Source organism: Wenzhouxiangella indolica (assembly GCF_042310355.1).
Lineage (GTDB): Bacteria > Pseudomonadota > Gammaproteobacteria > Xanthomonadales > Wenzhouxiangellaceae > Wenzhouxiangella.
Map to the genome: position 1 here is coordinate 218218 of NZ_JBHJMR010000003.1, position 22703 is coordinate 240920.

19 protein-coding genes are annotated in these 22703 nt (G+C 65.2%); 10 read left to right on the top strand and 9 right to left on the bottom strand.

All coding sequences use genetic code 11. The annotated features are described in order from the left end of the window. Window positions 1-54 precede the first annotated feature (54 nt). From ACDC67_RS06055 to ACDC67_RS06065, 3 genes are all read left to right on the top strand, one after another. Window positions 55-528, top strand: coding sequence for a MarR family winged helix-turn-helix transcriptional regulator (locus tag ACDC67_RS06055; RefSeq protein ID WP_376691470.1), 474 nt, complete (start codon window positions 55-57; stop codon window positions 526-528). Between the two features lie 10 nt (window positions 529-538). Further along, entirely contained in the window at window positions 539-1243 is a 705-nt protein-coding gene (locus tag ACDC67_RS06060) for a pseudouridine synthase (RefSeq protein ID WP_376691471.1), read from the top strand. Window positions 1244-1455: 212 nt separating this feature from the next. After that, window positions 1456-2580 (top strand): M14 family metallopeptidase, encoded by a 1125-nt coding sequence (locus tag ACDC67_RS06065; protein WP_376691472.1) that lies wholly within the window; start codon window positions 1456-1458, stop codon window positions 2578-2580. Between the two features lie 17 nt (window positions 2581-2597). Here the strand turns inward: ACDC67_RS06065 and ACDC67_RS06070 are convergent, their stop codons facing one another. From ACDC67_RS06070 to ACDC67_RS06085, 4 genes are all read right to left on the bottom strand, one after another. Next, a complete protein-coding gene (locus ACDC67_RS06070; protein WP_376691473.1) occupies window positions 2598-5078 on the bottom strand; it encodes a protein kinase domain-containing protein in 2481 nt (826 codons plus the stop codon). A gap of 8 nt (window positions 5079-5086) precedes the next feature. Next, the gene (locus ACDC67_RS06075; protein WP_376691475.1) at window positions 5087-5647 is read right to left on the bottom strand and encodes an ECF-type sigma factor; all 561 of its coding nucleotides are present in this window, start codon (window positions 5645-5647) and stop codon (window positions 5087-5089) included. Between the two features lie 90 nt (window positions 5648-5737). Beyond that, window positions 5738-6403 carry a response regulator gene (locus ACDC67_RS06080; RefSeq protein ID WP_376691477.1) on the bottom strand — a complete coding sequence of 222 codons (666 nt, stop codon included), beginning with the start codon at window positions 6401-6403 and terminating at the stop codon, window positions 5738-5740. A 134-nt stretch (window positions 6404-6537) separates the two neighbouring features. Continuing rightward, window positions 6538-7308 (bottom strand): 3-hydroxybutyrate dehydrogenase, encoded by a 771-nt coding sequence (locus ACDC67_RS06085; RefSeq protein WP_376691478.1) that lies wholly within the window; start codon window positions 7306-7308, stop codon window positions 6538-6540. 152 nt (window positions 7309-7460) lie between these two features. Here ACDC67_RS06085 and ACDC67_RS06090 point away from each other — a divergent pair, with 152 nt between their 5' ends. Then, entirely contained in the window at window positions 7461-9254 is a 1794-nt protein-coding gene (locus tag ACDC67_RS06090) for a 3-hydroxybutyrate oligomer hydrolase family protein (RefSeq protein WP_376691479.1), read from the top strand. Window positions 9255-9429: 175 nt separating this feature from the next. Here the strand turns inward: ACDC67_RS06090 and ACDC67_RS06095 are convergent, their stop codons facing one another. Further along, entirely contained in the window at window positions 9430-9867 is a 438-nt protein-coding gene (locus tag ACDC67_RS06095; RefSeq protein WP_376691481.1) for a hypothetical protein, read from the bottom strand. A gap of 162 nt (window positions 9868-10029) precedes the next feature. Between ACDC67_RS06095 and ACDC67_RS06100 the strand changes: the two genes are divergently transcribed. The 5 genes from ACDC67_RS06100 (at window position 10030) to ACDC67_RS06120 (ending at window position 14855) form a co-directional block, all read left to right on the top strand. Continuing rightward, on the top strand, window positions 10030-10977 hold the full coding sequence (locus ACDC67_RS06100; RefSeq protein WP_376691482.1) for a YihY/virulence factor BrkB family protein: 948 nt from the start codon (window positions 10030-10032) through the stop codon (window positions 10975-10977). A gap of 5 nt (window positions 10978-10982) precedes the next feature. Continuing rightward, window positions 10983-11495 carry a class IV adenylate cyclase gene (locus ACDC67_RS06105; protein ID WP_376691484.1) on the top strand — a complete coding sequence of 171 codons (513 nt, stop codon included), beginning with the start codon at window positions 10983-10985 and terminating at the stop codon, window positions 11493-11495. Window positions 11496-11564: 69 nt separating this feature from the next. Next, window positions 11565-13352, top strand: coding sequence for a vWA domain-containing protein (locus ACDC67_RS06110; RefSeq protein ID WP_376691485.1), 1788 nt, complete (start codon window positions 11565-11567; stop codon window positions 13350-13352). A gap of 94 nt (window positions 13353-13446) precedes the next feature. Then, the gene (locus ACDC67_RS06115) at window positions 13447-14013 is read left to right on the top strand and encodes a sigma-70 family RNA polymerase sigma factor (RefSeq protein ID WP_376691487.1); all 567 of its coding nucleotides are present in this window, start codon (window positions 13447-13449) and stop codon (window positions 14011-14013) included. Next, a complete protein-coding gene (locus ACDC67_RS06120) occupies window positions 14010-14855 on the top strand; it encodes a hypothetical protein (protein ID WP_376691488.1) in 846 nt (281 codons plus the stop codon). The genes ACDC67_RS06115 and ACDC67_RS06120 overlap by 4 nt, the downstream gene beginning before the upstream one ends. A 623-nt stretch (window positions 14856-15478) precedes the next feature. On the opposite strand, the gene ACDC67_RS06125 is transcribed toward ACDC67_RS06120, so the two are convergent. Both ACDC67_RS06125 and ACDC67_RS06130 read right to left on the bottom strand, forming a co-directional pair. Continuing rightward, on the bottom strand, window positions 15479-18022 hold the full coding sequence (locus ACDC67_RS06125; RefSeq protein ID WP_376691490.1) for an FG-GAP repeat protein: 2544 nt from the start codon (window positions 18020-18022) through the stop codon (window positions 15479-15481). Between the two features lie 235 nt (window positions 18023-18257). Then, window positions 18258-19286, bottom strand: coding sequence for a tRNA-queuosine alpha-mannosyltransferase domain-containing protein (locus ACDC67_RS06130; protein WP_376691642.1), 1029 nt, complete (start codon window positions 19284-19286; stop codon window positions 18258-18260). Between the two features lie 145 nt (window positions 19287-19431). Between ACDC67_RS06130 and ACDC67_RS06135 the strand changes: the two genes are divergently transcribed. Continuing rightward, on the top strand, window positions 19432-19962 hold the full coding sequence (locus ACDC67_RS06135) for a carboxymuconolactone decarboxylase family protein (RefSeq protein WP_376691492.1): 531 nt from the start codon (window positions 19432-19434) through the stop codon (window positions 19960-19962). Window positions 19963-20127: 165 nt separating this feature from the next. Here ACDC67_RS06135 and ACDC67_RS06140 read toward each other — a convergent pair whose 3' ends face one another. Next, window positions 20128-21075: a sensor domain-containing diguanylate cyclase gene (locus ACDC67_RS06140; protein ID WP_376691494.1), complete on the bottom strand. Its 948-nt coding sequence runs from the start codon at window positions 21073-21075 to the stop codon at window positions 20128-20130. Further along, the gene (locus tag ACDC67_RS06145) at window positions 21072-22700 is read right to left on the bottom strand and encodes an AMP-binding protein (protein WP_376691495.1); all 1629 of its coding nucleotides are present in this window, start codon (window positions 22698-22700) and stop codon (window positions 21072-21074) included. Before ACDC67_RS06145 ends, ACDC67_RS06140 begins: the two co-directional genes overlap by 4 nt. Window positions 22701-22703: the final 3 nt, after the last annotated feature.

Below are 22703 nucleotides of genomic sequence, written 5' to 3' on the forward strand. Positions count from 1 at the left end.
ATACGGTGGTCATTCGGCAACGGGCTTGCCTGAGACCCCTGATATTAGTTACATTTGAAACTGTTTTCAAGCCGGCCCACGCCTCATTCGACCATGCTCGATCTCGAACAATTCCTTCCCTATCGCCTGTCGGTGCTGTCGAATCGCATCAGCAACGGCATCGCGCGCACCTACGAGGAGCGCTTCGGGCTGAGCGTGACCGAATGGCGCGTGATCGCGATCGTCGGCCGCTACCCAGGCGTGACCGCCACCGAAGTGGCCGAGCGGGCCGCCATGGACAAGGTGGCCGTCAGCCGTGCGGTCAGCCGCCTGCTCGATTCCGGGCTGCTGGAGCGCCACGACAACCACGCGGATCGTCGCGCCAAGCGTCTTTACCTGAGCGGCGAGGGCGAGGCCATTCACGACGCCATCGTGCCGGCGGCCCTGGCCTACGAGCGCGACCTGCTCGAGGCCCTGGAACCCGAAGAGCGGCGCCGCTTCCTCGAAAGCCTCGAGCGCCTCGCCGAAGCCGCCGAGCGACACGCCTGAGCATCGCAGGGTGCCCTTCGAAATCCTCTTCCAGGACGAATGGCTGTGCGCGATCAACAAGCCGCCGGGCATCATGGTCCACCGCAGCAGCATCGGCACCGACCGGGTGTTCGTCATGCACAGGCTGCGCGACCAGCTCGGCCGTCACGTCTGGCCGGTCCACCGCCTCGACCGGGCGACTTCGGGCGTGCTGCTGTTCGCGCTCGATTCCGACACCGCCAGGGAACTCGGCCAGGCGTTCATGGATCGGCGCGTCGACAAGGCTTATCGCGCCGTCGTGCGCGGCTGGACCGACGAAGACGGCGTGATTGATCATCCCCTGGCCCGGCACAAGCAAGCCGAGCCGCGCGAGGCCAGGACACGCTACAGGCGACTGGCGAGCTGCGAGCTGCCGATTCCGGTGGGTGGCTTCGAAGCGGCACGCTATGCGCTGATCGAGGCGATGCCCGAAACCGGCCGTCGCCACCAGATTCGCCGGCACTTCAAGCACATATCCCACCACCTCATCGGCGACACCACCTACGGCGACGGCCGCCACAACCGCCTGTTCCGGCAACACCTGCGCTGCCACCGAATGCTGCTGCACGCCAGCCGGCTGTCGCTGGATCATCCGTGGGAAGGCCGCCGGCTCAAGCTGACGGCGCCGCTGGAAGCGGAGTTTGCGCGCGTAGCCGCGGAAGCTTTCGGCTGGAATGAGGAGGGGGTGTCGGATTGACGTCTGCGATAGACTTCCGTGCATCGCCGACGGTCGACGATTCGGATCTCTACACACATGAGCGATGCGTGATCAAACCGGCCAGGTCGTCCGTCGCGGATGCGACCGCGACCTACGCGGGCGTCGATACGACAACGCGGCAAAGCCGCCCCGCAACGCCCGCACGATGCCGCCTTAAACCTTAAACCTTAAACCTGACCCCCGGAGCCCCCATGCACATCCATTCCAAGTTCGACAGCGGCAACATCGAAGTCCTCGAGGCCGACAGCCCCGACAATATCCGCCTCAAGATCCGCCCCGACGCCGGGGGCGAGCACATGCAGTGGTTCCACTTTCAGCTCTCGGGCGCGCGGGACGCGGATTGTCGGATGACGATCGAGAACGCCGGCGACGTCTCGTATCCCGACGGTTTCGAGGACTACCACGCCGTGGCCAGCACCGACCGCGTCAACTGGTTCCGCGTGCCGACCGAGTTCGACGGCAAGCAGCTGGTGATCAAGCACCGGCCCGACAGCGACATCGTCTATTACGCCTATTTCGCGCCGTATTCCCAGCTCGAGCACGAGAACCTGATCGCCGCCGCGCTGGTCGATCCGAGGGTGCGCGCCGAGGTACTGTGTTCCACCCCGGATGGACGCGCGCACACCATGCTGCGCATCGGCGACCCGGACGAGGGCCGCAAGAAGATCTGGGTCATCGCTCGGCAGCACCCGGGTGAAACCATGGCGGAATGGTGGGTCGAGGGCTTCCTCGAACGCCTGCTCGACACCGAGGAGCCGGTCTCCCGCAAGCTGCTCGAACAGGCCGTCGTCTACCTGGTGCCCAACATGTGCCTCGACGGCGCGGTGCGCGGGCACCTGCGCTGCAACGCGAAGGGTCGCAACCTCAACCGCGAATGGGCCGAGCCGTCGGAGGAAGACTCGCCCGAGGTCTACTACACGCGCCAGAAAATGCACGCCACCGGCGTCGACATGGCCTTCGACGTCCACGGCGACGAGGCCCTGCCGTACAACTTCATCGCCGGCGCCGAGGGCACTCCGTCGTGGAACGAGAAGAAACAGCTGCAGCTCGACAACTTCGAGGATCTGCTTGCACGGATCAGCCCGGACTTCCAGACGAAAGTCGGCTACGAGGTTGACGCGCCCAACAGCTCGGATCTCAAGAAGAACACCGACTACACGGCCGAAACCTTCGACTGCCTGGCGATGACCCTGGAAATGCCGTTCAAGGACAACGCCGACCTGCCGATGCCGGAAGTGGGCTGGTCGCCGGAGCGCAGCAAACACCTGGGAAGCGCCTGCGTCGACGCCTTCTGGCGGATCCTGCCGGAGCTCTGAACGGGAACCCCGTGCGTTCAGGATGCGGGCGAGGCTCGGTCCTCGAGCCACCCCGGCAGGGCGTCGTCGACCGGGCCGGGCTCGATGCCGGCGCAGCGCTGCCGCAGGAGCCCGTGCGCCATCTGCCATCGGGCGGGCAGCTGGTTCATTACCCCCTCGGGGGCTGAAGGGACGGATTCCGCGTCGCATTCCGCCGGCGGATCGGTTTCGATCAGCCGCCGGGCGATGCAGAAGCGCTGCTGCAGCTGGCTCAGGTCGGCCAGTTCAGTGCACGGCTGGCCGGGCTGCACCAGTTCCCCGAGCTTCACCGGCCGGTTGAGCTCCAGTTGCAGCAGTGCGCGCAGCGGGGTCAGCCAGGCCAGCATGGACAGCCCGGAGTCGGGCAGGGCGTCCCGGTGGGCCATGGCCGCTTCGACGTGGTCGAGGGCGCCGGAGAAATCCTCGCGCATGTAGTGCGACCAGGCGAGCATTCCCCGCGTGTAGGCGAAGTCCGGGTGCGGGCCCTGGTATACGACGCGCAGCGCCTCCAGTGATCGCAGCCAGGCGGACTCCGCGCCGGCGGGGTCGCCGCGCGCCATGTTGACGCCGGCGAGATTGCCGAGCGTGGAGATGGTCTGCGGGTGGTGATCGCCGAATACGGCCTGCTTGTGAACCAGGGATCGTTCAAAAGCAGCCGCGGCGGCATCCAGGTTCCGCAGGTCCCAGTGAAGGACGCCCAGGTCGTTTTCGATCTTGGCGAGCAGGATGTCGTCGTCGTCCAGGGCCTCCTGCAGCGCCAGCGCCCTTTCGAGCACCCGTCGGGCTTCGTCGAGGCGGCCGTTCTCGTGCAGGGCCGCGCCGTAAACCCGCATGGCGTCGATCCGGCCCGGGTCGTCATCCGGCAACCGGGCGAGCACGGTCTCGATGAGCGCCAGCGAGCGCTCCGCCTGTTCGTCGATCAGGAGCATGTCCGCCAGGCGCACCTCGATGCGATCGAGCTCGGCGCCGTCCAGACCCTGGTCGAGGGCAAGTTCCCGCGCCGCCTCGAGAAACTGCACGGACGATCCGAAGCGGCCCTGTTCGTAGGCGGTCAAGCCGCGATCCGACAACGCGGCGATATGCAGAGCGGGCATGCCACGGGTCGCCTCGAGCGACAGCACTTCGTCGAGCGAACTGGCGGCATCGGCAATCAAGCCACGCTCGAGCTGGGTCCGGCCGATGACATGGAGCATTTCCGACAGCAGTCGCGGCTGCTCAGCCATGGCCGAGCGAACGCGCTCGGCGCCTCGGCGGAGCAGTTCGGAGGCCGGTGGATCCTCGCCCCGGGAGAGCACCGGGTCGGCGGCCTCGAAGATACCGATGAGGAAGTCGCGCGCGGCGACAGCACGAGCCGCCTCGCTGCGCGCCTCGCTGGCCTGCCACAACGCCGCGGCCACGCCGGTGGCCAGGCTGGTCAGCAGCAGGACGCCCAGGGTGGCGGCCACGGCATGCCGCTGAAGCCATCGGCTTGTCTTGTAGATGCGCCCGCCGTTGCGTGCTTCCACCGGACGCTTCGCCCGCCAGGCCTCCAGTTCCGTGCGAAGCGCCGTCATGGCCGGGTAGCGCTGATCGGGATCGCGCGCGCTTGCCTTGTCGCAGATGGCCGACAGGTCGCGGTCGGCGCGCTCGCCGAGCAGTTGCCGCAAGACGGCGCCCAGGGAAAAAACGTCCTGGCTGGTATCCGGCGGTGCGCGCTGGAATCGTTCCGGAGCGGTGTAGGCGGGAGAGCAGTACAAGCGTCCGCCGGCGTCGGACTGGCGCTGGAGCAAGGCGGCGATGCCGAAATCCACGACGCACAATCGGCCGTTGTCCCGCACGAGCAGGTTGGCGGGCTTGATGTCGCAATGCACCACCTGGCGCTGGTGCGCGTACTCGAGTGCGCGTGCCGCCTCGATCGCCAGGTCCACCGCTTCGGTCGGCGGGGCGCTTCGTTCGAGACAGTGCGCATCGACCGGCCGGCCGTGCACCAGTTCCATGACCAGGTAGCTGTGCCCGGCCTCGCTGGTGCCGCTGTCGATCAGCCGCGCGATGCCGGGATGCTCGAGGCGCGCGAGGATGCGAACTTCTTCGTCCAGCCGCTTGCTGTCGCCGATCAGGTTGGCGCGGTTGAGCACCTTGATGGCCACGTTCTTGTCGAAGCGACCGTCGGCGCGATGCCCGCGATAGATGACGCTCATGCCGCCAGTGCCGATGATCTCGTCGACTTGCCAGGGGCCCAGCCGCTGACCCTGCCAGTGAGCGAGCGGCTCGTCGTTCTCCTGGCCGGCGTCGCGATCGAGACCCAGGCGTTCGGGCGCGCCGGTGTCCAGGCCCAGTGCGTCGGCCCGGTCGTGCTGACCGAGGAGGTGTTCGAGCTGTCGTCGTTGCCGGTCGTCGAGAGCGAGGGCGTTCAGTGCCTGCGATCGATCATCGGGAGCAAGCTCGGCCAGGCGGTCGAAGTGTTGTGCAATGGCCGCCCAGTCCGATGCGCTGATTTTCATCGCCTTGCTCAGCGCGCCTCGAGGGTGGCCGCGAGCAGGGCGCGCGCCCGCTTCCAGTCGCGTGCCGCCGTGCGGGGAGAAATATCGAGCACCTCGGCGGCGTCTTCGTTCGACAGCCCGGTAAAGAAGCGAAGCTCGACCAGGCGACCCAGCCTGGGGTCCAACTGCTCGAGCGCTCCGATCGCCTGGTCGATGTCGAGGATGCGGTCGATATCGGTCAAGGTGGCGGCGTCGTCATCGCCGAGCGAGACCTGGACGACGTCGCCGCCGCGCTTCTGAGCAAGACGATAGCGGGCGTAGTCCACGACCATGCGGCGCATGGCCACCGACGCCACGCCCAGGAAGTGCCGCCGGTCGCGGAAGTCGCTGTCTCCCGCAGCCAGCCGCAGCCAGACTTCATGGACCAGCGCGGTCGTATTGAGCGTGGCCGAGGGAATGAGCTGCCGCTCGCGTCGGGCGATCCGGCGCAGCTCCTGGTAGAGCTGACGTAAGCGTTCGAGATCTTCGCCGCCCGCGTTCGTGTCCGCGAGCGATTCAAACCCCAGCTTCGAGTCGGATCCCTCGACCATGGCCCGAGCCGCTCCCTCGATTGTCTAAGGCGAACATTCTGTCCGATCGCGGGGGCGTTGTCAGCCCGTCCTTCGGCACGGCACTTCGATTCAGGCGATCCGGGTGGCCGGGTCGACCAGTTCCAGTCGGCGCAGGGCCACGCCGGCCTGGGTGCGGTTGCGTACGTCGAGCTTCTGAAGAATCTCGCTCATGTGCGCCTTGACGGTGCGCTCCTGGATGCCGAGCTCCCCGGCGATCTGCTTGTTGAGCCAGCCGTCGGCAACCAGGGCCAGCACGCGAAACTGCTGCGGCGTGAGCGCTGCGATGCGCTCGGCCAGGATCAGGTCCTCGTCGTCGGAGTCGAGTTCGGCCACCGCCCGCTCCAGATGCGGCGGAACCCATTCGCGGCAGTCGAGTACGGCATCGAGCGCGGCGGTCATGTCTTCGAGGCCCGAGCTTTTGGGAATGAAGCCCGCCGCCCCGTGGTCGATCACCCGGCGGATCACGCGCGGGTCTTCGTTGGCCGATACCACGACGACCGCGACGGCCGGATGGTTGCAGCGAATCGATGCCAGCCCGGCCAGGCCGTGGCTGCCGGGCATGTGCAGGTCGAGCAGGACCAGGTCGACGGTTTCGTCTTCCTCCAGCAGCGCGGTTGTCTCGGGCAAGTCGCGAGCCTCGAGAATCTCCACATCGTCAAGGCACGCGCCCAGGGCCTGCACAAGGGCGGCCCGGAAGAGCGGGTGGTCGTCGGCGATGAGAACACGGATAGGCATGGGATACGGGTTACGCTTTACGGATTACGGATTACGGATTACGGATTACGGATTTCCGGTTTCCGGTTTCCGGTTTCCGGCGGGAATTGTTCGGATCTTCCGTTAACCGTTGACCGTAAACCGTAAACCGTTCTTCACTGAACCGTCCAACCACCGTCGACAACGATACACTGCCCGGTGACATTACGCGCCGCCGGGCCCATCAGAAACGCGCAGATCCCGGCCAGTTCCTCGAACGAGATGAACACGCCCTTGGGCATCGGCTTGAGCATGATCTCTTCGACCACGCGATCTTCGGAGATGCCGTGCGTCTCTGCCTGGGCGGCGATCTGTTTGTCGACCAGCGGGGTCCTGACGTAGGTCGGGCAGACCGTGTTGATGGTGATGTCGGTGTCGGCGGTTTCCAGCGCCAGCACCTTGGAAAAACCGGTCAGGCCGTGCTTGGCGGCGACGTAAGCGCTCTTGAACGGGCTGGCGACCAGGGCATGGATCGACCCGATATTGACGATCCGTCCGAATCCCTGCTCGCGCATGCCGGGCAGCAGGGCGCGGGTCAGGCGGGCGGTGCCGGTGAGCATCACCTGCACCAGCTGATCCCACTTGTCCATGGGAAAATCCTCCAGGCGCGAGACGTGCTGCAGCCCGGCGTTGTTGACCAGCACATCGACCGGGCCGTCCAGCCCGGCCACCAGTCCGGCGACGTCTTCGTCACTGGTAACGTCCAGGGCGATTCCCCGGGCCTTGCCGCCGGCCTCGTTGATCGATGCGGCGGTGGCATCGGCGGCGTCGGCGTTCAGGTCGGTGGCCAGGATGCTGTGGCCGGCCTTCGCCAGGTCGGCCGCAATGCCGGCACCGATGCCGCTGCCGGCGCCGGTAATCAGGATACGCAGGGGACGGTCGTTCATGGTCGCGTGGAGCTCCCGGACGGTTCGAGGGAAACGATGGTAAGACTAGCAAAGCCTCGACAAGGCGGCTGCTGTACCAAAGTCCATGGTGATCGGCCGCCTGGGCCCTGATAAAGTGTCGACCTCTCCAAGTCAGCGTGAAAACCGACCCCATGTTCAAGTTCATTCTTGCCGTCGGGCTTGCCGGAGCGCTTCTCGCCGGCTGCCAACAGAGCGAATCGCCGCAGCAGGAGACCAGTCTGTCCGGGCTGGACCTGACCATCCGGACCACCGAGCACCGCGCCGAGGACGATCTGCTGAGCGCCGGACTCGGCATCGAAGGGCTGTCCTCGGCGGCACCCGAGCCTTCGGACCCGGCCGAGCCGACCGCTGCGGAGTTGCGTCGGCTGGCCATCTACAAGTCCTGGACCGGCATCCAATCCTTCACGCCGGCCGGCGGCCTCGGCGGCTTGCTGAGCGATGTGCCGTCCGTGCCCGGCCGGGAATTCCACGCTTTCGTGACCGTCGGCGATGCGGTCCACCCCAGCCGCATGCTGGTGCAGTTGCCCGATGACTTCGACGCCGAACGGCCGTGCCTGGTTGTCGCCCCCGCCTCGGGATCGCGCGGCGTCTATGGCGCCATCGCCCTGGTGGGTCCCTGGGCACTGCCGGCCGGTTGCGCGGTCGCCTACACCGACAAGGGTGCAGGGACGGATTTCTTTGACTACGCGACCGACACCGGCGTCGCCCTCGACGGCACGCGCGAAGCGCGCGGCGCCGGGCCCCTCGGTTTCGAGCCCGAAGCAATGCCCGAGGATGGCGATTCGGATGCGGTCGCGCTGCGGCACGTGCATTCGGGGGATCACCCGGAGGCCGACTGGGGTCGGCACGTCCTGAGGGCCGCGGAGTTCGGGCTGCAAGTCCTCTCCATGACGCTCGACGGTGACTATTCCCAGGCCAATACCCGGATCCTCGCGGCCGGCCTCTCCAACGGGGGCGGTGCCGTACTGCGTGCCGCCGAGCTCGACGACGCCGGGCTGCTTGACGCCGTGGTGGCCGTTTCGCCCAACGTGTCCGCACCCGAAGCCCGGCCGCTGTTCGACTATGCCACGGCCGCCGCCCTCTACCAGCCCTGCCTGCTGGCGGACCTGGACGCGGTTGGCGACATGCCGCTGGGCAATCCGGCGCTCGCCGCCATGGGGCGGGTGCGCTGCGCCTCGCTGGTGCGGGCCGGCCTGATCGACGAACCCGAGGCCGATGCGGCGCGCGCGCGTCTCGTCGAGTCCGGTTTCGAGGACGCGGCGTTGAGCCAGTCGGCTGTGAACGTCGCGCTTGGACTGTGGCGAGCGATCGCCGCCAGCTATGCCTCGGCCTACCTGCAGCGAGGATCTTTCGACATGCCGTGCGGGTATGCCTACCGCGCGAGCGAAGCGACCGCGGCCCAGCGTCACGGGTGGTGGGCCATGCACTCCGGCGTCGGGCCGGCGGAGGGGATCGAGCTGGGCGATGCCGCCGGCAGCGGCCAGGATCGCCAGTTCGACGGTTTGATGTGCCTGCGCGAATTGTGGAGCGGAGACAGCGAAGACGCCCGGCAGCTGCGCCAAGCAGTCGAAGCGACGCGGGCCACGGCCGAGCTCCCGGACGACAAGCCGGTGATCGTGATTCACGGCCGCGACGACGGTCTCATTCCCGTCGCACTCAGCAGCCGCCCCTGGGTCGAACAGGCCCAATCAGCTGGTGGCAACGTGGTGTTCTGGGAAATCGAGCGTGCCCAGCACTTCGATGCGCTGCTCGGAGCGCCCGGCGTGGCCGGGCAATACGTGCCGCTGCTGCCTTATGGCTGGCGCGCCCTGGAACAACTGGGCGAGCTGCTCGACGGCAGCGGCGCCCTGGGCGAAGACCGGGTGATCGACCCCGACCCCGCCCCGGCTGGTGAACCGCTGCGGTGGAGTGACTTGGGGCTTTAAGGCGATCTGCTTACGCGTCGACTTCGGAAGAAGGGCGGAGCTGGTAAATTTTCAAATCTCAAGCACCAAGTACCAAACAAATTCGAATGATCGAAATTCGAATTGCCCAAACGGTCAATCGAGGGCGCTATACGTCGGCGCCCGCGCAACTGACTGTCTGTCCTTCCGTGGTTGCTTATCTTAGAACGCCACGTTGAAGCATCGCCCTGCTATAGAGAATCAGGAAAATTCCGATGGCGACGATCACGCCGGAAAATATCAGGCCGGCGGCGCCCATGATTTCGGCGCCGTTGGAGAGCACGAAATTCTCGAACGAGGTCGCCAGCATGGCCACGAAGGAAATGATGAACAGGTGGTAGGCCCAGCGCAGGCGGCCCAGCATGGCCAGCGAGCCGAGCAGTGCGCCCCAGGTGGCAAAGCCCCAGGTAATCACCGCCCAGGCCGGGATGCCATAGAAAAAGGCGAGTTGTTCTTCGCTGAAGGCCGACATGTAAGGTTCCAGCCGAATCTGGGTCGCCAGGAAATCAAAGGCGCCGACCGCGTTCCATAGCACGGCGACCACGGCGATGATCCAGAAGTGAAGTGGTGGCCGGGAAGCGGGTGTGTCGTTCATGGTGGTTCCCTCCCTCGAATTGGTTGTTTTCATTATCGGTCGCATTATTGCGCCCGGGAGTCGCCCACGGCAAGCCCGTTCTTGCCCTTGCCCAAAGGGCGGGCTTCCGGATCCTGTGGCCTGGACAGCGTGTCCACACGCACTGTCCGGTATGATCATCGAATGATGTCCAATCTGCTTGAAAACGCATCTGGTTTTCTGCGCCGCTGGGCCGCCATTCTCAAGGCTTCGGGCAAGAACTGGCTCGACAGCCATGCCTTCATCTACGCCGCGGCCCTGGCGTTCTTTACGGTTTTTTCCATCGCGCCGGTGATGATCGTGATCGTCGCCCTGGTGGGCGTGGTCCTGGGCGAGGAAACCGCGAGGATCGAACTGATGAGCCAGGTCGAAGCGGTGCTCGGTGCCCAGGCCACGGGCGCGGTCGAGACCGCCATCCAGAACTCCCAGATCGAGGGCAGCGGAATGTGGCCGACCCTGGCGGGCATCGCGGCCACCGCGGTGGGTGCGACGACGGTCTTCGCCCAGATGCAGAAGTCGCTCAACCAGATCTGGGATGTGGCGCCGCGGCCGTCGCGCAACAGCATCTGGCTGTTCATCAAGACACGCGTGCTGTCGTTGACCATCGTGTTGGCGATCGGCTTCGTCCTGCTCGTCTCGCTGCTGCTCAGCGTATTGGTGCGTGGGGTGATGGCACATGCCGAGCAGTGGCTGCCGATTCCCGGCTGGTCGATGGTCGGCATCGAGATCCTGCTTTCCCTGACCGTGGTCACGATGCTGTTCGCGGCGATATTCCGGATTCTGCCGGACGTCGTGCTGCGCTGGTCCGATGTACTGGCCGGTGCGTTCATCACCGCCTTGCTGTTCACGCTCGGGCGCTCCCTGATCGCCTGGTACCTTGCCAACACGGCGGCGGCCTCGGCCTACGGCGCGGCCGGTTCGCTCGTGCTGCTGTTGCTCTGGGTCAACTACTCGTCGCTGATCCTGCTGTTTGGCGCGTCCATCTGTCGCGCTCGACTGGAAGCCGATGAGCGAGAGATTCGCCCGCGCAACACGGCCGTGCGGGTGCATCGTGAGTTGATCGAGGACGCGAGCCCGCAGAAAGGGGCCTGACCGGCATGGCGAGAAACATCGAGATCAAGGCCCGCGTGGCCGACCCCGAGAACATGGCCGAGCGTGCATCCCGGATCGCCGAAGAGGGGCCCTGGACGATTGAACAGGACGACACCTTTTTCGGCTGCGCCGACGGCCGCCTGAAGCTGCGCGATTTCGGCAACGGCAATGCCGAGCTGATTTTCTATCGCCGACCCGACCAGGCTGGCCCGGGTCAGTCGGAATATCGCATCACGCCGACCGAAGATCCCGAGGGCCTGCGTGCGGTACTGGCCGATGCGCTGGGGATTAGCGGACGGGTCCGCAAGCAGCGCACCCTCTTTCTCACCGGGCGCACGCGTATCCACCTCGACCGGGTCGAGGGCCTGGGCGACTTTGTCGAGCTCGAAGTCGTGCTGGCCGATGGTGAACGATCGGCCACAGGCGAAGCCGAAGCACAGTACCTGATGGAGCGACTGCGCATCGCCGACGCGGACCTGGTCGAGGTGGCCTACGTCGACCTGCTGGCCGATTCATGAATCACCTTTAACCCCGTCGGGCGAGTTCGCTCGTTGTTTTCCATGCAAGCCCTACACATGGAGAGCACGATGAATATCGCTACCCGCAATTCGAGTCAACACACCCTGGCCGCCGCCGTGATCGGCGCGCTTGCGCTGACGGTCGGCTGCGTTTCACCGTCCCCGGAAACGGAAGACGAACGCGCCACTCGGGCCGATCCGGCGACCCGGACGGAACTGGACCTGGACAGGGTGGCCATCGAGACGGCACCCGAGCCCGAACGCCGGCAGCGCATGAGGCCGGCGATCGTCGAACAAGTCGCCGGGCAGGTCGCCGGTGATCGAGCCGTTGCCGGCGAGGCAATGGGCCTCACGTCCCGGCCTGCGTCGCCTTCGAGCGACCCGCTGGCGCAGCTGCGCCATCCCGATCGCCCGATCGACCGCGAGAACTACGCCGGACTCGACCCCAACCCGATCCACCGAGTCGAAGAACAGCCCGTTTCGACCTTCAGCGTCGATGTCGACACCGGCAGCTATGCCAACGTCCGGCGCCTGCTCAATGCCGGGCGCTTGCCGCCGGAGGCTGCGGTGCGCATCGAGGAGATGATCAACTACTTCGACTACGACTACCCGCCGCCGGAAGACAGCTCGCGGCCGTTCAACGTGGTGGTTGACCAGGCAGCCACGCCCTGGAACGCCAACACGCGCCTGCTGCAGATCGGCATCAAGGGCTACGAGCCCGCGCCCGAAGATGTTCCGCCGGCCAACCTGGTCTTCCTGGTCGACGTATCCGGCTCGATGCATTCGCCCGACAAGCTGGACTTGCTCAAGAACGCGCTGAAGATGCTCACCGGCCAGCTCGACGGCGACGATCGCGTGGCCATGGTGGTCTATGCCGGAGCCACCGGCGTGGTGCTGGAATCCACGCCGGGTAACGAGTCGGTCAAGATTCGCAGCGCGCTGGACCAGCTCAAGGCCGGCGGGCGCACCAACGGCGCGGCCGGCATCGAACTGGCCTATGCCCAGGCGCGGCAAGGGTTCATCGAAGGCGGCATCAACCGCGTCATCCTGGCCACCGACGGTGACTTCAACGTCGGCACGGTCGACTTCGACTCGCTGGTCGACATGGTCGAACGCCGGCGTGAAACGGGCATCGCCCTGACCACCCTGGGTTTCGGCACCGGCAACTACAACGACCACCTGATGGAACAGCTCGCCGACGCCGGTGACGGCAATTACGCCTACATCGATACCCTCGGCGAGGCGCGCAAGGTACTGGTCGACGAGCTGGGTGCCACACTTCAGACCATTGCCCGCGACGTCAAGATCCAGGTCGAGTTCAACCCCGCCGTGGTCGCCGAGTACCGCCTGATCGGCTACGAGAACCGCATGCTCGAGCGCGAGGACTTCAACAACGATGCCGTCGACGCTGGTGATATCGGCGCCGGCCACACCGTGACTGCGCTCTACGAGGTGGCGCTGCATGGCGCCGGCGAGCGGATGGATCCGCTGCGCTATGGCGTCGACCGCGCCACGCGGGAAACCACGCATTCCGAGCTCGGCTTCGTGCGCCTGCGCTACAAGGATCCGGAAGCCGACAGCAGTCAGCTGATCGAGCAAGCCGTCGCCGGTGCGTTGCCCGAATCGCCCGCCAGTCGACTGCAGTTCGCCGCGGCCGTGGCCGCCTTCGGTCAGCACCTCAGGGGCGGCAAGTACCTCGAAGGCTACGGCATGGCCGACATTCACGAGCTGGCACAGGGTTCGAAAGGTGAGGATCCCTTCGGCTATCGCGGCGAGTTCCTGCAGCTGGTCCGATTGGCTGAGGGCTTCCAGGTGGCCGGGTCGGACGATCGGAAAGAGACTGTCGCTTCTCGTTGAAAAAAGCGTCAGGGACGGGTCGGGTGGCGACGCCCGGCTCGCTTCATTGCTTTGCGCGGTAGAATCGCCACCGAGCACGACCCGAACGCATGCAATGAATGATCCGCGATCCGACGACGAGCTGATGCTGGCCTACGGCCGCGGCGATGCGCATGCCTTCGACCTGCTCTATGAACGCTATCGCAAGTCGCTCTACCGCTACCTGTTTCATGCCGCGCGCAACCGGACGGTGGCCGACGAACTTTTCCAGGATGTCTGGATGCGCATTGTCGACGCGCGCAAGCGGTTCAGGAAGGACGCCGGCTTCAAGCGCTATGCCTTCCGCATCGCCCATAACCGGCTCGTCGATCACTGGCGCTCACTCGATCGCCGGCGCGAAGATGCCGACGGCTCGGGAACGGAACCGGCCACCCGCCGGTCCGAATCACCCGAGGCGAGCGTCGAGCAGGCGCAGCACCGGGCGGAGCTGATGGCCGCACTCGGCCAGCTCTCGCGCGAGCAGCGCGAAGCCTTCTTGCTGCAACAGGAAGCCGGCCTGACCCTGGTCGAGATCGCCGAGCGCAGCGGCGTGGGCCGCGAAACGGTCAAGAGTCGCCTACGCTACGCAACGGGCAAGCTGCGAACCCTACTGAGGCCGGCAACCGGAACGAGCGAACCATGACGGGCAAGGAACCACACAAGGACCACGATCGCCTGGCGCGGCTCTATCGCGAGCAGGGCGATATCGAACCCGGCCCCGGCGTCGACCAGCGCATCCGCGCCCGGGCGAAGGCGGACACGCGGCTGTCCGGCCTGCCGCGTCCCGCCCATTGGCTGGGCGGCGTGGCGGTGGCGGCCTCGCTGTTCGTGGTCGTGTCCATCGTCACCAACATCCAGCCGCCGGAGGCGGAGTTGCCCGCCACCCAATCGACGCCGACGAATGCCGAAGAAAGCGCGCCGGATGCGGAAGCACCTGAAGCGGGCTCTGCCGAATCCGACGACTTCGCGCCCCGAACTCTGGGCGATGTCGCGCAGCGGGCCGCACGCCAGGCGCCCGAGCGGCAAGGCGAACTCGAAGAAGTTGCCGAGCGGGCCAAGCCCGAAGCGCTCGCCGAGCAGGCCGAACCCCAAGCGCGCGAGGAGCGCTCCGGCCCGGACTCTTCCGCCCTCGCGTCGGACAGCATGCTGCAGCGCCGCACCCGCTGGTCGGCCGCCGACAATGCGGCCGAGACCGCACGCGAACAGTACCGGGCCGTCGGTGAACTGGGTGCCTCCGCCGAGGGCGATGGGCGGATGCGAGCGCCGCTGGAACCGACAGTTGGGTCCGATTTCGATCTGGCCGAAGAAGGTGCCGCCGACGCGGAGCGATCGCTATGGCTGATCGGGCAGCTGATCTCCATCGGCAATGTCGAGCGCGCCCGGGCCCGACTGGAGGACTTCCGCGAGCGCTATCCGGAGCAAGAGATTCCGCAGGATCTTCTCGACCGGCTGGAGCGGCTGGAGACGGATGCCAGGGACGATTGAGTCCGGGCCACAGTGGTATCCGAGCCGGCGCCGATTGATCAGGCAACCGCGAGGCCCGGCTGCCCGATCCAGTGCGGTCAATTCCCGAAGCTGTCCCAGAAGATCCTGCTGACGCCGTTGATGGTTACGGTCACCGTTGCCGAGTCGGAGGCGAAGCCACCCGAAATGGTGTAGGCGAATGAATCGGTGTCCGTCGCTCCGGCATCCAGGTTTGCGGACGTTGCCCAACTCCGCGCTCAACCCGAAGCGTTAGAGGAGCGCGGCGCCCTGAAAGATTCGGCCCCTCCTCCCGACGCCGAAGACCATGCTGCAATGGCGCACGCACTGGGCGGCCGCCGACATAACCGAGATCAAGGCCTTCGAAGCCGAAACGCCCGAGGCACAATGCGCGCTTGCTGGTCGACCGCCTGATTTTCATGGGCAACCTCGGGCGCGCCCGGGCCGAAGTCATAGCCTTCCGCGAGCAACTTCCAAAGCAGCATTTGCCGCAGAACCTCACTTGAACGGCTCAAGGCTCTGGAGGCGGGGCCACTGACCTCGAAAGAGCGGTCGCGACGGGGCTCACGGCTTCGCTTCGGTGTCAAGCCGACCCGACGGCTGACGAGTCCCAACCTGCGTGTCTGTCAATCCTCATATCGATCCGAGAAGATCAAACCGGCTGGCCGATTGAAAAGATAAGCCGAGCCTGAATTTGGCCCGTTGTCGTCGTCGTAAAGGGCCCCGATGAGCGCCCGGTTGCCGGACTGACTGACCGAGTGGCCAAAGTTGTCGCCAGCTGCACCGTCGACTGGCAAGAGCTTCTCGACCTGGATCCAGTCCTTGTCGACGAAGTCGAATAAGTAGGCCGAGCCTGAAGCCTCGCCGTTGTCATCGTCGTAGTGGGCCCCGATCAGCGCCCGGTCGCCGGACAGGCTGACCGAGTAGCCGAAAAAATCGCCACCCGCGCCGTCAGCGGGCAGGAGTTTCGCGGTTTCACCCCAAACAGTGCCGACAAGATCGAATACGTAGGCCGATCCCGATAGGCTATTGTCATCATCGCGATAGGCTCCGACCAGTGCCCGATCACCGGACAGGCTGACCGAAACGCCGAAATATTCGTAACCCGTTCCATCGGTGGGCAAAAGCTTTTCGGTCTGGTTCCAGGCCGTGCTGTCGAAGTCGAACACGTAGGCTGAACCGGAATTGATGCCGTTGTCGCCAGTGCTATGGGCTCCGACGAGCGCCCGGCTGCCTGAAAGGCTGACTGATATGCCAAATTCGTCGCGAATCGCGCCGTCTTCCGGCAGGAGCTTTTCTATCTCGCTCCACTTCGTGTCGAATTCGAACACGTAGGCTGAGCCGGAATTTAAACCGTTGTCGTCATTGCGATGGGCACCGACTAGCGCTCGGTCGCCGGCCAGGCTGACCGAGTAGCCGAAATAGTCGTACTCATCTCCGTCTTCCGGTAGTAGTTTCTGGGTCTGGTCCCAAGTAGTTCCGTCAAATTCGTATAGATAGGCCGAGCCCGAAGCGGCGCCGTTGTCGTCATCGCCAGGGGCGCCGATCAACGCCCGGTCGCCGGAAAGGCTGACCGAGAAGCCGAAATTACCGTCGGCCACGCCGTCGGCGGGAACGAGTATTCCGGTCTCGCTCCAACCCGTGCCTAAACGGTCGAATACGTAGGCTGAGCCGGAATTTATGCCATTGTCGTCATTGCGATGGGCCCCGACCAGTGCCCGGTTGCCGGACAAGCTGACGGCGTAGCCGAAATAGTCGCCAAACACGCCGTCGCCGGGCAGGAACTTTTCAGTCTCGCTCCAGTTGCTAGTGCCTTTATCGAAGTCGAATACATAGGCCGAGCCCGAAGCGTTTCCGTCGTCGTCGTCGCCACGCGCCCCGACCAGCGCCCGGTCTCCGGCCAGGCTGACTGAGCCGCCGAACCAGTCGTTCGGTGCGCCGTCGGTCGGCGTGAGCTTGGCGGTTTCGCTCCAGCTCACACCATCGAAGTCGAACACGAAGGCTGACCCGGAACTGGTGCCGTTGGCCCCGTCACCGAAAGCGCCGATCAGTGCTCGGTCGCCAGATAGGCTGACCGAGCTGCCGAACTCATCCATAGGCCCGCCGTCGGCCGGCTTCAGTTTGGCTGCCTCGTTCCAGCTCGTTCCGTTGAAGTCGAAGACGTAGGCCGACCCGGAACTCTCGCCGTTGTCGCCGTCACCGAAAGCCCCGATCAGCGCCCGATCGATTGACAAACTGACCGAGCGGCCAAAATAGTCGCCATTTGCGCCGTCTTGCGGTAGTAGCTTTTCGGTTTCACTCCACTCCGTCCCAATGTAATCGAATACATAGGCTGAGCCGGAGTAGTAGCCATTTTCGTCGTCGGTGACAGCCGCGATCAGTGCCCGGTTGTTCGAAAGGCTGACTGACGAGCCGAAGTAGTCGTCATTCGCACCGTCGTTGGGTAGGAGCTTTTGGGTTTCGCTCCAAACTGTGCCTACACGATCAAAGACGTAGGCTGAGCCGGAGTCGCTGCCGTTGTCGTCATCGAAAGGGGCCCCGACCAGTGCCCGGTTGCCTGATAAGCTGACCGCGGAACCGAAATAGTCGCCAAACACGCCGTCGTCGGGCAGGAGCTTTTCGGTCTCGCTCCAGTTGCTAGTGCTTGTATCGAAGTCGAACACATAAGCCGAGCCGGAATTGTTGCCGTTGTCGTCATCGAGAGGGGCGCCGACCAACGCCCGATCGCCCGATAGGCTAACTGAGGAGCCGAAGCGGTCATCTGATTCCAAATCTGAAGGTAGTAGCACCGCTTCCTCGATCCAGCCGTTTCCCGAATCCACCAGTACAAGAGCCGCTCCGACACCCACGAGGCCCACGCCGCCAACAAGGGCGCGGTTGCCATCGATCGAAACGGCGTAGCCGAAGAGACTGTCGTCGCCCCCGATGCCGTCTGGCGACGGTAGCAGTTTGGCCTGCTGTACAGCCGCTGCCAGTCGGGACCAGGTCTGAGCATCCACTTCCGCCGGCCGCTCGGGAAATCCGCGTGGTGCAGATTTGGATCGTGATTCTGACCGAGCTTCGTCTGGGCCGCTGCCGGCAGCCAGGGCCGGGTTAGCCCAAGCCAGCAAGACTAGAACGAATAGGAAGGAAATGACGCGCGTTCCCGAAGGCGAAGAAATGCTGATCATGTTGCTCCCTGCCAAATGGGCCAATGGCCCCGTCCCCAGAAATTCAGATGTGTCCGCCAACTGCCCCGGCTCGGATTCGGCGCCGCGTCCTTGGGTGACCCTCGAGCGGAAAAATCAGCGGCGTCGGTCGGCTGTGCCCGACTCTAGCAGGTCCGGTCACGGGTGGCAAAAGCAGGGCGGGTCGGGCTCGCGCGATTAAAGCGATCGACGAATCCGGCTACACGGATGGTTCGACTCACTGCACCAACGCACGTTGCCAGGTTGCGAGCAGGTTAGAGCTGAAGAAGCTCGTCACGTCGGGCGCCTGGGTCTTAACACTCGAGAACAGTGCTTCGAGTCGCATCACGAGTTGCTCGACATCACCGCTGGGGTAGCGAAAACGGCCCGGATACTGCTCCGGATAGCAAAGCGCATCCGGCACCACCGGAATCGCCCCTGCACTGACGGCTTCGAGCATGGCCAGGCCCTGGAATTCGTGGGCGGCGGTGCTGACGACGACGCCGGCGCGGCCGAGCAGGTGGCGATATTCCTCCTTGGGTAGCAGGCCGTCGGCGACGATGCGTCCGGCTGCGCTTTTTCGGATCCGGTCGAGGGCCGCGGGCGTGCTGCGCGGGCGCTTGCCCAGCAGGGCCAGGCGGAAGTCGATGCCCGACTCGACCAGGCGATCGACGGCTTCGGCAAACAGTTCCGGGCGCTTGTCGTATTCCCACCGATGATTCCACACGATCAGGCGCCGATCGCGATTTTCCGCCGGAGGCACAGGCTCGATCGGAACGGGCAGGACGCGGCACTTCGGTGCCAGCCGGTCGGCGAGATCGCCGGGCGCGCGGTCGGGCATCTTGTCGACGAACTTCCCAACACCTTCCAGGAAGGTCCGCCGGTTGTAGTCGGAGTTGAACAGCAGCTCGTCGGCCGCCAGCGCGCCGTAGATCTGAACGATGGCGTGCTCGATGGTCCTGACCTGGTTGCGGCTGACCGGGTAGGCGAGCTGGTTCTCGTGAAAATAGTAGGTTGTCGGCACGCTGGTCAGCTGCGGATGAATGCCCTTGAGTGTGGCCAGGTCGACCATCGAAGTGGCCAGGATTCGATCGGGCGGGTCGTCGGGGATGCCGTCGAGCCAGCTCAGCGGGTTGCCGCGGATGCGCCAGGCGAAGTGGCGCCCGGGCAGTTCGCGCAGCGTCCATTCGACGCCTTCGATATTGTTCCGGAGCCAGTCGGCCCAGGCGGCATGGCTGTCGGAGCGGTAGGCGGACAGGAGAAGGATTCGGGTCACGGCGGCGGCTGCGGTTACTACGTATTTTGACGAAACCTGATCGATCGCAGATTAGTGGGTGTCCGCAGGCCGGTCATGATTCCATGTCAGGGTCTGCGTGGATATTTTCACTGCCGACTGATCAAGGAGAAACGAAATGAGCTATAGCGTACACGACAAGGCGAGCGCGCCGGCCAACGCTCGGGCGCCGCTGGAAAAGGCCGAATCGGCCTACGGCTTCGTGCCCAACCTGCTTGGTGTCATGGCCGAATCGCCGGCCCTGCTGGAGGCCTACATGACCATGGGCGAGATCTTCGAGAAGACCGATTTCAGTGCGAGCGAGAAGCAGGTGGTGCTGCTGGCGGTGAGTGCCGACAACGAGTGCGGCTATTGCACGGCCGCGCACACGGCCATTGCATCGATGCAGGGTGTGCCCGAGGACGTGGCCAAGGCCGCCGCGGCGGGTCGGGAAATCGACGATTCCAGGCTCGAGGCCCTGCGGCAGTTCACCGGCAAGGTGGTCTCCAGCCGGGGCAATCCCGCCGAAGACGACATCGCGTCGTTCCTGGATGCCGGCTACGAGCGACGCCACGTGCTGGACATCATCACCGGGGTGGGAATGAAAACCCTGTCGAACTACACCAACCACATCGCCGAAACGCCGGTCGACAGCCAGTTCGGTGGTTAAGGAGCCTCCCGCAAAGGCCCGTCCCTTCGGGTTTCGGCGGAAATGCCGCATCTCGCGCGTTGCGCCCCTCGGCCGTAGCTACGGCTACTGTCACTCGCGTCGCACCACACGAGCTGCGGTATTTCCGACTGAAACGCGCTCCTTGCAGAGTTGTTCAGAGGCTCCTTAGCGCTGCCCGGGCGCCGAGTGGCGCTGTTTGTGCGCATACATCGCCGCATCGGCGCGTTGCCAGGTTTCCGACAGGGTTTCCCCGGGATGCCAGGCAGCGCCGCCGATGGAGGCCTGCGCGTCCGAGGCTTCGAGCTGCTCTCGCAAGCGCTCCGTTACCGAGCCGGTCTCAGGGCTGTGGTAGCTGATGCTGGCAATGCCGAACTCGTCGCCACCGAGGCGGGCGACAAAGTCGTTGTCGCGAACGCTTCGGGCGATCGCCTCGGCGCAGCGGCGGAGCAGTTCATCACCGGCGGCATGACCTTCGGAATCGTTGATTTCCTTGAGCTTGTCGAGGTCGACGATGCTGATGACCGCGCTACCACCGAACTGCCTCAGGTGGTCCTGCTCGCGTTCGATCATGCGGTCCCAGGCGCGCCGGTTGGGCAGTCCGGTCAGCGGATCGCTGAGCGAGTCGCTGACGGCCTGGCGGACCTGATCCTGGCTCTCGGCATATTCGATGTCGTGGGCGAGCACGGTCGACAGCAGCCTCGCCAGCAGTTCGATCAGGGGCAGGTCGTCGTCGCTGACATGGGGCTGCTCGGCCGGGTCGATGGCGCACATGGTGCCGAAGAGCCGGCCGTCGGGATGCTGCAGCGGCACGCCGACATACGCGCCGATCGGAAGCTGGTCTCCGATCGGTGCTTCGACGTAGGCGGCAATGTCTCGACAACGGGGGGCGATGCGCGGGCCTTCGCCGCGCGTCATCCGGGAACAGAACGAGTCGGCCCACTTGAGCACCGTGCCGTCGCCGACGCCGTAGTGGTGATCCTCCGCCTGGAGGATGATCCAGTCCTCGCCCTGAACGCGCGTGACCATCCACAGGCCGAAGCCGTATCGGCGGTGCAGGAAGTCGAGTACCGAGCGCGACGCCTCCTCGAAGTTGCCGAATGTGCCGGCATTCATTCTTCGAACACGATCCCGGGGGCGGCTTGCTCGGCCAGCGAAACGTAGCGCGCCTCGATCACGTCCCGCTTGATCTTGAGCGTGGGCGTGAGCATGCCGTTGTCGACTTCCCAGGCTTCGGCCACCACGATCAGGCTGGACAGGCGTTCGTGCGGTTCCAGTTCACGGTTCATTCGTTCGAGGTCGGCTTCGAGCTGCTCGGCCAGGTGCTCCCGATCGTCGGGCGCGTGCTCGGCCATCTGCACCAGCGCGACCGGCTGGGTCATGCCGCTGCCGAGCACGCAGGCCATCTCGATCCAGGAGTTTCGCGCCAGCAGGCTTTCGATCGGCACCGGCGCGATGTACTTGCCCTTGGCGGTCTTGAACAGCTCCTTGACTCGGCCGGTGATGGTGACGAACCCGTCATCGATGAAAGCCCGGTCGCCCGTTCGGAAGAAGCCGTCGGGGGTCATGCTTTCGGCGCTGAGTTCGTCGGCCTTGTAGTAACCGTCCATCAGGCAGGGGCAGCGGATCAGGAGTTCCTGGTCATCGCCGATCTTCAGCTCGGCCTCCGGCAGGGCGCGGCTGATCGTGCCGAAACGCGGCTCGACGTCGAGGCCGATCTGGGAGCCGTAGGCGAAGGTCTCGGTCATGCCCCAGCCCTCGCGGATCGTCACGCCGACGCGATCCCACCATTCCAGCAGGGACACGGCCATCGGCGCGCTGCCGCTGGCGAACCAGCGCGCGCGATCGAACCCGAGCCCCTTCTTGATCTTGCGCTTGATCAGTCCGGAGACGAGGGGAATCTTGAGCAAGCGGTCCAGTTTCTCCGGCGGCAGCTGGTCGAACACGCCCAACTGGAAGCGCTTCCACAGACGCGGGACCGATCCGAACAGGGTCGGCCGGACGTGGCGCAGGTCCTCGGCGAACGTGTCGATGGACTCGGCGAAGTACAGCGAGGTTTCGGCATAGAAGCTGACGGCTTCGACGTAGGCCCGCTCGGTGCAATGCGACAGCGGCAGGTAAGAGAACACCTTGTCACCCGGCTCGACGCCCAGTGCCGTCGAGATGGTATGGCCGACGAACGCGAAGTTCGAGTAACTGTGCATCGCCCCCTTGGGCGTGCCGGTACTGCCGGAGGTGTAGAGCAGGGTGGCCAGGTCTTCGTCGCGACGCTCGCGCGTCTGGAACTCACCGGCCGATTGCTCGATCAGGTCGTCCCATTGCCGAACGCCCTGGGTCTCGGGGTACGGCATCGCAATCGTCTCCACGCCTTCGGGTATGCCGGCGAGACGTTCTTCGGCCTGGTCGACCTTGCCGATGAAACAGGCGCGGCAGCCGCTGTGCTCGAGGATCTGCCGAATCGTATCAGCCTTGGCCGTGGGGTAGACCGGCACGCTCACCAGGCCGGAGAGGATGATGGCCATGTCGGCCAGAACCCAATGGGCGCAGTTGCGCGAAATCAGGCCGACCCGGTCACCGGGTTCGAGTCCCAGCCTTTCCAGCGCGGCGGCCATACGGCGCGCCTCGTCGAAGGCCTCGGCCCAGGTCCAGGTATGCCACTCCCGCTCGATCGGCTGGGAAAGGTAGAGCTGGTCGGGCGTGTTTCGGGCCCGGTGAGCCAATTGATCCTGAATGGCGCGCATGCT